This window comes from Psychrobacillus sp. FSL W7-1493, assembly GCF_038004905.1.
Taxonomy (GTDB): Bacteria; Bacillota; Bacilli; order Bacillales_A; family Planococcaceae; genus Psychrobacillus.
Map to the genome: position 1 here is coordinate 1,460,931 of NZ_JBBOSB010000001.1, position 12,760 is coordinate 1,473,690.

General features: G+C 36.8%; 13 protein-coding genes and 1 other annotated feature. Of the genes, 11 read left to right on the top strand and 2 right to left on the bottom strand.

Translation table 11 applies throughout. The annotated features are described in order from the left end of the window. Positions 1–6: 6 nt before the first annotated feature. From MKX96_RS07420 to MKX96_RS07460, 9 genes are all read left to right on the top strand, one after another. Positions 7–1,362: a replication initiation and membrane attachment family protein gene (locus MKX96_RS07420; protein WP_340885913.1), complete on the top strand. Its 1,356-nt coding sequence runs from the start codon at positions 7–9 to the stop codon at positions 1,360–1,362. A gap of 9 nt (positions 1,363–1,371) precedes the next feature. Then, a complete protein-coding gene (gene dnaI / locus MKX96_RS07425; protein ID WP_340883049.1) occupies positions 1,372–2,313 on the top strand; it encodes a primosomal protein DnaI in 942 nt (313 codons plus the stop codon). 50 nt (positions 2,314–2,363) lie between these two features. Next, positions 2,364–2,590, top strand: a binding site (T-box leader). A gap of 293 nt (positions 2,591–2,883) precedes the next feature. Continuing rightward, a complete protein-coding gene (gene thrS, locus MKX96_RS07430) occupies positions 2,884–4,812 on the top strand; it encodes a threonine--tRNA ligase (RefSeq protein WP_340883050.1) in 1,929 nt (642 codons plus the stop codon). A gap of 299 nt (positions 4,813–5,111) precedes the next feature. Beyond that, a complete protein-coding gene (gene infC / locus MKX96_RS07435; protein ID WP_251553479.1) occupies positions 5,112–5,633 on the top strand; it encodes a translation initiation factor IF-3 in 522 nt (173 codons plus the stop codon). 30 nt (positions 5,634–5,663) lie between these two features. After that, positions 5,664–5,864 carry a 50S ribosomal protein L35 gene (gene rpmI, locus MKX96_RS07440; RefSeq protein ID WP_053588661.1) on the top strand — a complete coding sequence of 67 codons (201 nt, stop codon included), beginning with the start codon at positions 5,664–5,666 and terminating at the stop codon, positions 5,862–5,864. Between the two features lie 47 nt (positions 5,865–5,911). Beyond that, on the top strand, positions 5,912–6,271 hold the full coding sequence (gene rplT, locus MKX96_RS07445; RefSeq protein WP_169360298.1) for a 50S ribosomal protein L20: 360 nt from the start codon (positions 5,912–5,914) through the stop codon (positions 6,269–6,271). Between the two features lie 233 nt (positions 6,272–6,504). After that, positions 6,505–6,789, top strand: a complete 285-nt coding sequence (locus MKX96_RS07450; protein ID WP_340883051.1) for a DUF1294 domain-containing protein — start codon at positions 6,505–6,507, stop codon at positions 6,787–6,789. A gap of 574 nt (positions 6,790–7,363) precedes the next feature. Beyond that, complete coding sequence (locus MKX96_RS07455) at positions 7,364–8,134, top strand: hypothetical protein (protein ID WP_340883052.1); 771 nt, start codon at positions 7,364–7,366, stop codon at positions 8,132–8,134. Further along, positions 8,131–8,673: an ATP-binding protein gene (locus MKX96_RS07460; protein ID WP_340883053.1), complete on the top strand. Its 543-nt coding sequence runs from the start codon at positions 8,131–8,133 to the stop codon at positions 8,671–8,673. Before MKX96_RS07455 ends, MKX96_RS07460 begins: the two co-directional genes overlap by 4 nt. Positions 8,674–8,904: 231 nt before the next feature. On the opposite strand, the gene MKX96_RS07465 is transcribed toward MKX96_RS07460, so the two are convergent. Beyond that, positions 8,905–9,291 (bottom strand): sigma-w pathway protein ysdB, encoded by a 387-nt coding sequence (locus MKX96_RS07465; protein WP_340883054.1) that lies wholly within the window; start codon positions 9,289–9,291, stop codon positions 8,905–8,907. 147 nt (positions 9,292–9,438) lie between these two features. On the opposite strand from MKX96_RS07465, the gene dut reads away from it, so the two are divergent. Further along, a complete protein-coding gene (gene dut / locus MKX96_RS07470) occupies positions 9,439–9,873 on the top strand; it encodes a dUTP diphosphatase (protein ID WP_340883055.1) in 435 nt (144 codons plus the stop codon). 174 nt (positions 9,874–10,047) lie between these two features. Here the strand turns inward: dut and MKX96_RS07475 are convergent, their stop codons facing one another. Continuing rightward, entirely contained in the window at positions 10,048–10,554 is a 507-nt protein-coding gene (locus MKX96_RS07475; RefSeq protein WP_340883056.1) for a hypothetical protein, read from the bottom strand. Positions 10,555–10,752: 198 nt separating this feature from the next. On the opposite strand from MKX96_RS07475, the gene MKX96_RS07480 reads away from it, so the two are divergent. Next, positions 10,753–12,675 carry a DUF2207 domain-containing protein gene (locus tag MKX96_RS07480; protein WP_340883057.1) on the top strand — a complete coding sequence of 641 codons (1,923 nt, stop codon included), beginning with the start codon at positions 10,753–10,755 and terminating at the stop codon, positions 12,673–12,675. Positions 12,676–12,760 lie beyond the last annotated feature (85 nt).

The following is a 12,760-nucleotide window of genomic DNA, read 5'->3' on the forward strand; positions in this document are numbered from 1 at the left end:
CAAGTGATGTTATATAAGGAGCTACACTCGACAGATACATATATGATTCGCTTGCCGTATTCTTTTTCTGACTATGATCGTCAGCTGCTGACGTTATTTTATCAGCCACTAGTCGGAGCAGAAAGCATGAGCCTTTATTTGACGTTATGGGCTGATGGAGAAATGCAAAGTGAAAACCAATGGACACATTATCATTTATTAAATGTCCTTGGTTTATCATTGGGAAAAGTTTTTCAAGCGAGAATAGCACTAGAAGCAATTGGCCTGCTGCGCACATGGCAAAAGCCCAATGGAGATGGACGCAGCTTCTGCTATGAACTTGAAGCTCCTCTAGATGCGGAATCTTTTCTAAAGGATCCTTTGTTATCCATGTTCCTACTAAACAAAATTGGAGAAAGTGCATATAAACAGCTTAGAAGCCGTTACATTCAAACGTCTAACTGGCAACATGAGTATACAGACGTCTCAAGAACCTTTGTGGATGTTTTTAAACCAACTACTAAAACAGGTTTACCTGCATCAACGGAAGAAAATTTCCAGTCAAAGACACGAAATAGTTCTGTACCTTTCTATTACGAGGATTTCGATTTCTCCTTGCTACAAGATGGTCTATCTGAGCAACTGGTTCCGAAGTCTGCCATGACAACAGAAGCTAAGGAAGTAATTGCAAAGCTTGCATTTTTGTATAATCTATCGCCAGTAGAAATGCAAAAGGTCGTTATTCTAGCTTTGAATGATGAACTTCGTCTTTCGGATGCTAGATTGAAAAAAGCTTGTGCAGAGTATTATAAGTTAACGGTCTCTCGCACTGCCCCAGTTATTCAAAAAATAGAACCAGCTTCGAAAGTAGTACAAACAGATGAAAAGAAACTAACCAAAGAAGAAGAGCTGATTCAATATTTGGAAACGACTGCTCCTGCAAAGGTCTTGAAGGATATTGCTAATGGGAAAGAACCTATACTTGCAGACGTTCAGTTAGCCAATTATTTTGTCACGCATTATAAAATGCCTATCGGGGTAGTTAATGTCCTGTTACAATATGTGCTTCTTCGTACAGACATGAAGCTGACGAAGAATTATGCAGAAAAGATTGCTTCTCACTGGATGCGCAAGGACGTTAAAACAGCTAAGGAAGCTATGGAATTAGCAAGAAACGAGCATGAGCAGTACATGAAATGGAAAAGCGAAGGATCTAAGCAAAAGACATATTCGAAAAAACCGACTAGAGAAGAAAAGGTGCCAGATTGGTTTTATAAAAAAGATGACGAGTTAAAGCTTACAGGAAAAGAGACAAATGGCATACAAGATATAGATGCTGAAAGGCAAAAGCTATTAGAAGAACTAGGAATGATGAAAAGGTAGGTGAAGGAAATGGAACGGATTAATGAAACGCTCAAAAGAGTAGTCACTCCTGAATTTACTTCTCGATTGGATGAGTTGCAGCAGGAAGTATTAGAGGAACCGAATATACAAGCATTTATAGAGGAAAACTCAGATGTAATATCTAAACAGGTAATTAATCGGAGCTTGAGTAAGTTATATGAATATAAATCACAGTCTCACGATTGCAAGGGCTGTCCTTCCTTAGACGAATGTGCGAATTTTATGAAGGGCTATGAGCCGAAGCTAGTGTTAGACCGGAGCCTAATAGATGTTGAGTATGTAAGGTGTAAACGAGGGGTTATAGAGGATGAGCGTAAAAAAGTGACCTCTATGATAGACAGTATTCATATGCCTAAAGAGGTTATGGAGGCTAGTCTCTCAAGCTTAGACTTACAAGATGATAGCCGTGTTGTAGCAGTTCGAGCTGCTAAGGACTTCTTAAATGAATGGGAAAGAACAAATAAATTGCCTGCAAAAGGACTTTATATTTACGGGAAGTTTGGAGTCGGTAAGTCCTACTTATTGGGCGCACTAGCAAATGAACTAGCAGCTAGACATATTCATTCAGTAGTTGTATACGTCCCTGAATTTCTTCGCGAAATGAAACAGGCTATACAAGATCAATCTCTTCCTGAAAAAGTAGAGTTTGTAAAAAAAGCACCTGTGCTTATGCTAGACGATATTGGTGCAGAAACAATGTCTAGCTGGACTCGTGATGAAATTATAGGAACTATTCTCCACTACAGGATGTCAGAACAGCTTCCAACCTTTATGTCTTCTAACTTTAACTATGATGAATTACAGCATCATCTTTCTTATACTCAACGAGGAGAAAAAGAGGTAGTAAAAGCAGGACGTATTATGGAACGGATCAAGGCGCTGACTATCCCAGTTGCTCTTCAAGGGAAGAACTGGAGAGAGCATAAATAACTACTTGCAAATGCTAAAGTCGTGGCGTATAATCATTTTCATAAGAACAAGTAGATGCGTTGAAGAGGATAATGATCAGTTTGTACGACTTTTTAGAGAGAGAAGCCTTGGCTGAAAGCTTCTTAAGCACCGGCAATCGATTTACCACCTCCGAGCAGCAGCTGTGAAATTGTAGTAGCAGCTTGCCGGTCACCGGTCCGTTAACCGATGCAAAGCTTCGTCTATATTCGTATAGATAGAAGAAGGGTGGAACCACGATTTAAACCTCGTCCCTTTACCGGGACGGGGTTTTTTTGTTGTTTAGGAAATTAAAAAATTCTGAACATGTGAATCAATTGATGTCTAGCTCCACCGCCTTGCCCCTCGGGGTCAAATGGATAAAAGCTGTGGTGGCTGAGGAACTACCTCCTCGCTTTTCCCCATTTGCCTGTCGGGGCAGATACAGGCGCCTCCGCTTTTCTTGTTTTGTCTAAAAATAATGAATCGTCTTACCTAAACCAACTAATCTGCTCTAGGGAAGAGCAGTCTTAGGCTAATACTTAATCTAAAAATTATTAAGGAGTGTTCAACGTGGCAGATGTTATTAAATTACAATTTCCAGATGGAGCAGTAAAAGAGTTTCCTTCATCAACAACTACAGAAGAAATAGCACAATCTATTAGTCCAGGGCTTCGAAAAAAAGCTTTAGCAGGTAAATTAAGCGGTCAGCTGATCGATCTTAAAACACCAATTACTGAGGATGGAGAGATTGCGATTATTACTCCCGAGTCAGATGAAGCGTTAGAAATTCTGCGTCATAGTTCAGCTCACTTACTGGCACAAGCAGTAAAGCGTCTATTTAAAGATGTAAAGCTAGGAATCGGACCAGTCATTGAAAATGGTTTCTACTATGATATTGACTCACCAGAGCCAATTACAGCTGATGACTTACCGTTAATAGAAAAAGAAATGAAAAAAATTATTAATGAAAACATCGAAATTATTCGTCATGACGTTTCTCGCGAAGAAGCTTTTGAAAAGTTTCAGGATGATGAGTATAAAGTAGAGCTTCTTGAAGCGATACCAGCTGGAGAACAAGTTTCGATTTACGAGCAAGGAGATTTCTTTGACCTTTGCCGTGGTGTTCATGTTCCTTCTACAGGAAAGCTAAAAGAGTTTAAACTGTTAAGCATTGCAGGAGCATACTGGAGAGGTAACAGTGACAATAAAATGCTTCAACGTATTTACGGAACTGCATTCTTTAAAAAAGAGGACCTTCAAGCGCATCTTAAAATGTTGGAAGAGGCAAAAGAACGTGACCATCGTAAAATTGGTAAGGAGCTAGAGCTTTTCACTAACTCTTTAAAGGTTGGACAAGGTTTGCCTCTATGGTTACCAAACGGTGCAACTATCCGACGCGTAATTGAGCGTTATATTGTAGACAAGGAGCTAAAGCTTGGTTACAAACACGTTTACACACCAGTTTTAGGGTCTAAAGAACTTTATGAGACATCAGGACATTGGGAGCATTACCAAGACTCTATGTTCCCTCCTATGGAGATGGACAATGAAACACTAGTATTGCGTCCAATGAACTGTCCGCACCATATGATGATATTCAAAAACGGTATGCATTCTTATCGTAACCTTCCTCTACGAATCGCGGAGCTAGGAACAATGCACCGCTATGAAATGTCTGGAGCAGTATCAGGACTTCAACGTGTACGTGGGATGACTTTGAACGATGCCCATTTATTTGTACGTCCAGATCAAATTAAATTGGAATTCCAAAAGGTTGTTGAATTAATCATCTCTGTCTATAAAGACTTTGACTTGAAAGATTACTCATTCCGTTTATCTTACAGAGACCCTAACAATAAAGAAAAGTACTTTGACGACGATGTAATGTGGGAAAAAGCTCAAAGTATGCTAAAAGAAGCTATGGATGAATTAGGATTAGATTATATTGAAGCAGAAGACGAAGCAGCATTCTACGGTCCAAAACTAGATGTTCAAGTGAAAACTGCTATTGGTAAGGAAGAAACATTATCAACAGTTCAATTAGACTTCTTACTACCAGAGCGCTTTGATCTAACATATGTAGGAGAAGATGGAAAACCGCATCGTCCTGTCGTTATTCACCGTGGAGTAGTTTCTACTATGGAACGTTTTGTTGCATTCCTAATCGAAGAATACAAAGGAGCTTTCCCAACTTGGTTGGCACCAGTACAAGTTGAGATTATTCCAGTTTCTAATGAAGTACATTTCGAGTATGCTAAGCAAATTGAAGAGCAATTAGTTGCAGGTGGGTTCCGTGTAGAAATGGATGACCGCGAAGAAAAGCTTGGCTACAAGATTCGCGAAGCACAAATGCAAAAGATTCCTTATATGCTAGTGCTAGGAGATAAAGAGTTAGAATCAGGTAATGTAAACGTTCGTAAATATGGAGAGCAAAAATCCGAAAGTATTCCTTTCGACGAATTTTTAGCTCGTTTGCAAGAAGAAGTAGCACACAACTAATTATATAATTATATTGTTGACAAATAGTTTTGTGGATGGTATAGTTATTTAGGTTATTGAATACAAGTTTGTGGTATAAGAAGAGGCTGCCCGCTTCTCACCTGCTCGACACATTGGTTGTTGACTGGTAAGCACACGATCGACTGTAATATGTAGTTGCTACATATTTCTCATATCGGCGGGCAGACATTAACAGATGTCTGCTCGCTTTTTTATTGGATCGAAAACGGCGTGACTGATTCGTTTCTACGGAATTTATGCCCAAACCATGTATTCGCGACACTATCTGGAGGTGGATCATTATTAGCAAAGACATGTATGTGAACGATGGCATTCGAGCACGCGAACTACGCGTTATTGATCAAAATGGTGATCAATTAGGTTTAAAAACACGTAACGAAGCACTTGAAATAGCAGGTCGTGTAAATTTGGATCTTGTCCTTGTGGCTCCTCAAGCCAAGCCACCGGTCGCTCGTATCATGGACTATGGTAAATTCAAATTTGAGCAGCAAAAGAAAGATCGTGAAGTTCGTAAAAATCAAAAAGTTATCGTAATGAAAGAGGTTCGCTTGAGCCCGACTATCGATGAGCATGATTTCCAAACGAAATTGAAAAACGCGATCAAGTTCCTTGAAAAAGGAGACAAAGTGAAAGCATCTATTCGCTTTAAAGGTCGTGCCATTACTCATAAAGAGATCGGACAACGAGTTTTAGATAGATTTGCAGAAGCTTGTGCGGAAGTATCCACTATCGAGTCAAAACCGAAAATGGACGGACGCAGTATGTTCTTGGTGCTTGCACCGAAGAACGAAAAACAGTAATAGAGTACAATTGTTTAGGAGGAATTCGACATGCCGAAAATGAAAACTCACCGTGGAGCTGCAAAGCGTTTCAAAAAAACGGGTACAGGTAAATTAAAACATGACCGTGCTTTTGGAAGCCACTTATTCGCTAACAAATCTACTAAAGCTAAACGTAAACTACGTAAAACTAAAGTAGCTTCTTCAGGCGATTACAAACGTATCAAAACTTTACTTACTTACATGAAATAATTTAAACGAAATCAAATTATTCGAAAGAATAGCAGGAGGTAATGAACATGCCACGCGTAAAAGGCGGAACAGTGACGCGCAAGCGTCGTAAAAAGGTATTAAAATTAGCTAAAGGTTATTACGGTTCTAAACATACATTATATAAAGTAGCAAACCAACAGGTTATGAAATCTTTAATGTATGCATACCGTGACCGTCGTCAAAAGAAACGTGAATTCCGTAAACTATGGATCACACGTATCAATGCGGCAGCTCGTATGAACGGACTTTCTTACAGCCGTTTAATGCACGGATTGAAATTAGCTGAAATCGAAGTAAACCGTAAAATGTTAGCTGAATTAGCTGTAACTGATGCAGCAGCATTTACACAAATTGCTGATTTAGCAAAAAAAGCAATCAACAAATAAGTTAGATGAAAAGGCTGATAGATTTTCTATCAGCCTTTTTTTACAATCTAATTTAGTTTGCCTGTCGGGGCAGAGATAGGGGCTTATGCTTTTCATATTGTCTAGCTTCAGCCCCTTGCCCCTCGGGGTCAAATGGATAAAAGCTGCGGTGGCTGGAGAGCTGCCTCCTCGCTTTTCCCCATTTGCCTGTCGGGGCAGAGATAGGGGCTTATGCTTTTCTAAGGAGGATTATTATGGTTAATGTGATTCTTATTTTTATTTTATTAATGTCGGTGTCAGCGTTCCTTTTGATGGGCTATGATAAGTCCCAAGCAAAGAAAAGGGGACAAAGAATATCGGAAAAAACATTATGGACTTTCGCAATCTTTGGTGGAGGAATAGGTGCGTATTTAGGGATGCAGCTATTTCGTCATAAAACATTGCATACTAGCTTTCGTGTAGGTTTTCTTATGCTATTGATCGTGTATGTCTTTCTAATTGTCTGGTTACTGACAGATAATAGTCCCATAATATTCTAGTCTCAGTAGTAGAAAGCATAATTCCGAAGGGTAATTCGTATGAACTTAATGAGAGGACTGAGATGATGACTAAATACAATAAGTATTTGCTACCAATGATTGGTCTAATAGGAGTGACTATAACAGGACTCCTTTTAATAATTGTTACGTCTAGTTATTTTCATACAAAGGAAATTAACTTACTCACCAGCGGTTGCACTAAAACTGGGGGAGCTTCGACTTTGGTAATACATAATAACTTAACAAGTGATTATTCCTTTGAGTGTAAGAAATGAATAGAAGCCTTGGAACGAGCCTAGATTGTTAGGCTCTTTTTTTATTTGAAAAAAATAATAAAAACCAGAAAAAAAGAGCAAAGAGCTGGTAGAAAAGTATAAATAGAGATATAGGTTTTTACAAAAATATGAATTTTTAATTAAATTAATATATAATTTATCTATAGATTGCAGCAATTAGCGGCAACGCAAGTAGTGAGATAGAGAAGACGTCGCCATAGCTGAAATCAATTCTACTTTCTTATTTAAATCATATTAATGATTGATTCAATTAAAAATAAAATGGAGTGATTGATGAAATGAAGCATATTTATGCATTTGAAACGCCATATGAAGCAGTCAAATATCTAGAAATCATAGAATCCTTTAAAGTTAAACTGAATGAATTTAAAGCATTATTAGAAAAAGGATATGAATTGAATGATTCTCCGAGAGGATTTATTTGGACTCCGGGGGACATAGCAACCAGTGTCTTTTCAGATGTTCCCATACCAGCGTATACAAATCGACACTTAGTCTATATGACCCCTGATATTATGGAATGGCGAAATTTTTTTATGAATATATATGGGAACGTGGAAAATGAGTATATAAAGGATTTCTACCGCAATTTCAAAGAAGAGCATATTCTGACAATAGCTGGCCATGAAATGGTTCATCATATCGATTTATTCCCAGATGAGTTTGATGAAGAAAGGGAAAGTATTTGGTTTGAAGAAGGAATGTGTGACTATATTTCTAGAAAAAATTTAATGACCACTGAAGCGTTTGAAATAATCTCGAAAGTAGAACGTGCAATAGTTGCTCATTTTAACGAACAGCATGGAAAGAGAAGTATAGATGAGTTTGGGTCTAACTCTTATGTTCATGATTTAACTAATATCATGTTTGATTATTGTAGAAGCTTTTTAACCATCAAATACCTGGTGGAAGAACAAGCGAATAATAATCCTTTGGAAGTCTTTAAACGATACAATCAATGGCATGAAGCAGGGAGAAAAGAGCCTCTTAGTACATATTTTAACGTCGAGAACTTATTTATCTCATTAGATAAAGAGTCAATTATATGAAAAAAAGAATTGTTATAATGACCGTTGGAAAAACACATAGTGGAAAAACTACATTTGCTAAGGCGTTAGAACTGCAGTTACCAAACTCAGTAGTGATTGATCAGGACAATCACGCGGAATTTCTAAATACTCATTACAAAAGCTTATTACCTAAGACTGCAAGCAATAAGTTAAAGTACGGACTAACCCAAATGATTGTTGATTATGCACTAAATGAAACTGATTGCCATCTAATTGTATGTAACTCTAATAGAGGCATTGGTGGTAGAGTAAGATTTTTAGAGTATTATAAGAGTCTTGGCTTTACGACAATTGTCGTGAACTTTGATATACCGGAAGAGGTATTATTAGAAAGGATCAAGACTAGTGAGAGAAGCACTTCTATATTAAGGACTGCCTTAAATTTTGAGGAAGTCTTGATGCGTCAAAATGGAGAAGACGTTACTGATCCATCTGAAGAGGAAGCGGATTATCTATACGTTATTAAGAATATCGAAGACGTTGAAGCCGTCATTCCAGAAATTGTCCGATTAGCTTAACTGTTGTTGGTGATTAAAAGGGGGATTATCTATTAAGAAATTGGCAGGTATATTTATCCTGGGAATCTTAGTTTATTTTGCGATTACGACATTATATAATTTTTGATTTGACTCTAAAATAACTCGACTTTGTTGATTGATAGCAACCAGCAAAGTCGAGTTATTTTTTTACAAGATAGTTTAGTCCTGATTACTTAATCTACCGACATTATTTCAAAAGTGCAAATGCTTTTAATCCTGTTCCTTCATCAGCTGTTCAATTGGACTCTTCCAATTTATTTTAGCGTTCGGGTAATTCATCCGTATTTCGTTTTGAAGGAAGTGGAAGTCCTCTTTTGTGAATCCCTGTAGTTTTGAAGAATCTTTAATCCAAATGAAAATAGATACTACCTCGAAAGCCTGATCAGTAGTACCAAGATATTTTTCGCCCTCAAACATAGCACCTTTATACGTAATAAAGAAATTTTTGCGAACATTTTTTATATCGTCATAGAAATAATATTGTTCTTTTTCATTTGCTTCGTCCAACTTTCGCCTCGGATCAAATAAATAGCGTAATATTCTATAGAATACATATATAATAAGTATAATTATTAGTAATCGTATAATATGGACCATTAAAATGTCCTCCTTGTAAAATACATGATACCTGCTATACGATAGAAGAAGTAGTTTGGTTTCAAAATAATTTATTTTTTTTTGAAAGAAAATAAATATATTTTTTCACAATACATATAAATCTATACAAAGGAAAGAAGGATTGAAATGGAACAAACGTTAAAAGTAAAATTAATTCATGAAGATGCAAAGCTACCGAACCGAGCAAATGAAGGCGATGCAGGAATGGATTTGTATTCAATTGAAGAAAAGGTAATACAAGCTGGGAAATCAGCATTAATAAGAACAGGAATTGAGATGGAACTACCAAAAGGAACAGAGGCACAGGTTAGACCCAGAAGTGGTTTGGCGTTAAAACATTCCATCACCGTTTTAAATAGTCCTGGAACGATAGATGAGGGCTACAGAGGTGAGGTTAGAGTCATATTAATAAACCATGGTTTAGAAGACTTTACAGTAGAAAAACATATGAGGATCGCTCAAATGATTATAGCTCCAGTTTTACAAGTGAAAATCGAGCAAACGGAAAGCTTAACCGATTCTGATAGAGGAAGAGGGGGCTTTGGTTCGTCGGGTAAATAAGCGAGTATACTGAATTAAAGATAGTCATGTTAAAAGTACACATTAAAAAGGAGCTTGAGACAAATTTGTCATGCTCCTTTTACTTTGTTGTTTACTAAGTCACCTCATAAGTCTAAATACAAGTTTTTGTTCAGTTTATAACTATTCATTGAAAGGGCAACCGAGCTAGAAGTTCTAATTTATTGGAGAATTAATTTTGCCTACTAATTTCTCTGCTTTTATCATAAAAGAATCCATATCACTCATAGCAATATTTAATCCTATTCCTACTTCTCGAAGTGCCTCCCTTAGGTCTTCAAAATTCTTTTTATCTTCATCAGTAAGATCTCCGAAATGATATAATTCATGTTTTGGATATTGACTTAATCTGGAATACAATTTTTGAAGAATTTCCTTATCACTCTTAGATAGGGTTCCTAATTGTTCTCCAGTAGTAATACTAAGCCAAAGACCATTCAATACCTCACTTAATTCAATTGTAACCATGTTGGGCTCAGACCAGCTTTCATCGATTTGGTAGCCTATTAAACCGTCCAGCTCGACCAAATTATATTGTACTTCTGTAAGAAGAACTTGCTCATTAACAAAGTTCATAGTAACCATTGCCCAAGCTACAAGTGAGATAAGAAAAATATTTAAACCTATGGAGATTCTGACTAATAACTTTTTCTTTCTATTCAATTCGCTCACCCCTCTAGCAGTTCTATTGCACTAATGTTGTTCTATGACTTTATTCTATTAAATTGGTAATAATCCTTTTAAATAGATTGAAAAATATAATACACAAACCATCCATCTTCGGATTAAATGACAAAAATGAAACTTAATAATCTCTTGTTCGTACGATACATATATATAAATTTGGTATGGGGGTGTCACATGAAAAAATCGATTGTTTCCTACCTAGTTTTCTTTTTAGTTTTCCTATCCTTTCATTCCATCGGAGAAGCTAAAACTTATAGTATTGATAAAGTACATATAAAGTCATGGATTCAACCCAATGGTGACTTACTAGTTAATGAGGTATTTACCTATACTTTTGATGGTACCTTTCATAACCTTTATAGAGAATTTCCTGATACATACAATGGGCAGGTAGTAGATTTTTATTCCTATGAGCTTACTAGCTTAGACATGGAGCCAGGCTTTGTGGGAGCAGAATCGATGATTCCATTAACTGTCTCCTATGAGGAAGGCCATTTTCGCACAAACATCAAAAAGACTAATGAGAAGGTGTCATACTTCTATGCTTATACCTTAAAGAATGCTGTTAAGACATATGACAATTACAGTGAGTTAAAGGTGACATACTTTAGCGGGGATGCACATGATCAAGCTTACGAAAATGTGACAATCGATTTTATACTTCCGCAACCACTAAATCCTGATACTTTCGAGGGATTTATGTTTAATCGACATGCGGGAAAACGAGAAAAAAACCAATATGGTATACGATTTGTGACTCCTAAATCGGAGGCGTATTCTACTACTGAGACTAGTTTCTATTTTCCTTCTTCCGTAATGACGACAATGCCGAAGATTAAGTCAGCACAAACTTTAAGTGGAGCCATTGCTTTAGAGCAAAAACAATTTGATAAGATGCAGAGTCGTTTAGATAAAAATGAAATGGTAAAGAATCTCATCCCAAAATTTATGATGGGAATGCTTATTGTTGCTGTCTTATTAATTGTTTTATTACCACAGAGACATTTTTGGAGGATTGGCTCTGAAAAAGATGTGATAGAGACGGATGCTTTATATATGTTTTTTGTTGATAAAACCGGCAAGACTCATAAAAAAAGCTTTTTGGCAGGATTATTTTCATTAGTGGAAAAAGGAGCAGTAAAGGTAAGCAAAGGAAAAGCGGCAGTTCGTTTTCAAAATGATCCAAAGGCTCCTAGAGAGACATTAGAGTTTCAGCTGGTCAATCGAAGTCTAGGGAATGCAGATTTCGAAAATACAATGATAGATTGGCTATTCGGAGTAAAAAATGGATCTAACAAATGGACGTTTAACTTACACGATGTCGCAGGAGCAGCAAGAGATGAGAAAAGGCAAAAAGGCTATTTTGCTCAGCGGAAAAAAATATTTAAAGAAAAGCAGAAGCAATGGGAGTTAGCAGTTGAATCAGAGATGATCGAGGCTGGTGCTTTTAATAACCGTATTCCACTTGGGATTTTAAGTATAGCGACCATTATATTGGCTATACTATTTTCTATTGCATATTATGCAGACTTAAGAAGCATCTGGGGAATTGTATGCATTATAGCAGTGTCTCTTATATATATCGGAATGCTATGGTGGAAGAAAAAATCAAAACGATTTTTATTCTTATATATAGGTTTCATGTTTTTTGCTAGCGTAAATTTAGTAGATGAAGCATTACTTAATCAAACGTATGATTTGTTGCTTGCTTTCATTGTTTTATATTTTACTGTACCAAGGAACATTTTATCGATGAACGCAGTCAGAGCTAAGGATTCTATAAGGACTTTTAGTAAAGCACTAAGCAAACAAGATCATACTGTATTGCACAAGGAAGATAAGTGGATCATTCGAGCCTATTTGTTTAAACGAAGTCGCCAGTCTTATCCACTAGAAACAGCGGGTGCTACCCTATTGACTGGATTACTGTTAACAGACACAGACCCTATGAAATATGTAGAGGATTCATGGAGATGGACAAAAGGGTTTCTATTTTCTGGAGATGGTTCTTCTGGAGGCTCCACTACATATTCAGATAGTGGTGGAAGCCATGGAGGTGGCAGTGGGGATAGTGGTGGCGGCGCCGGTGCCGATTAATTCAGATGTATTTATGTATCTTTAGAATTTTAAAAATATATTTTGAATAAGCATTCAATTTATCATATAATTAATTGGTGAGTAT

What these genes read in the sequence shown, in the direction of transcription:
- MKX96_RS07420 (WP_340885913.1), top strand. Translation starts at nt 7, where the DNA reads ATGTTATATAAGGAGCTACACTCGACAGATACATATATGATTCGCTTG.
- dnaI (WP_340883049.1), top strand. Translation starts at nt 1,372, where the DNA reads ATGGAACGGATTAATGAAACGCTCAAAAGAGTAGTCACTCCTGAATTT.
- rpmI (WP_053588661.1), top strand. Translation starts at nt 5,664, where the DNA reads ATGCCGAAAATGAAAACTCACCGTGGAGCTGCAAAGCGTTTCAAAAAA.
- rplT (WP_169360298.1), top strand. Translation starts at nt 5,912, where the DNA reads ATGCCACGCGTAAAAGGCGGAACAGTGACGCGCAAGCGTCGTAAAAAG.
- MKX96_RS07450 (WP_340883051.1), top strand. Translation starts at nt 6,505, where the DNA reads ATGGTTAATGTGATTCTTATTTTTATTTTATTAATGTCGGTGTCAGCG.
- MKX96_RS07455 (WP_340883052.1), top strand. Translation starts at nt 7,364, where the DNA reads ATGAAGCATATTTATGCATTTGAAACGCCATATGAAGCAGTCAAATAT.
- MKX96_RS07460 (WP_340883053.1), top strand. Translation starts at nt 8,131, where the DNA reads ATGAAAAAAAGAATTGTTATAATGACCGTTGGAAAAACACATAGTGGA.
- MKX96_RS07465 (WP_340883054.1), bottom strand. Translation starts at nt 9,291, where the DNA reads ATGGTCCATATTATACGATTACTAATAATTATACTTATTATATATGTA.
- dut (WP_340883055.1), top strand. Translation starts at nt 9,439, where the DNA reads ATGGAACAAACGTTAAAAGTAAAATTAATTCATGAAGATGCAAAGCTA.
- MKX96_RS07480 (WP_340883057.1), top strand. Translation starts at nt 10,753, where the DNA reads ATGAAAAAATCGATTGTTTCCTACCTAGTTTTCTTTTTAGTTTTCCTA.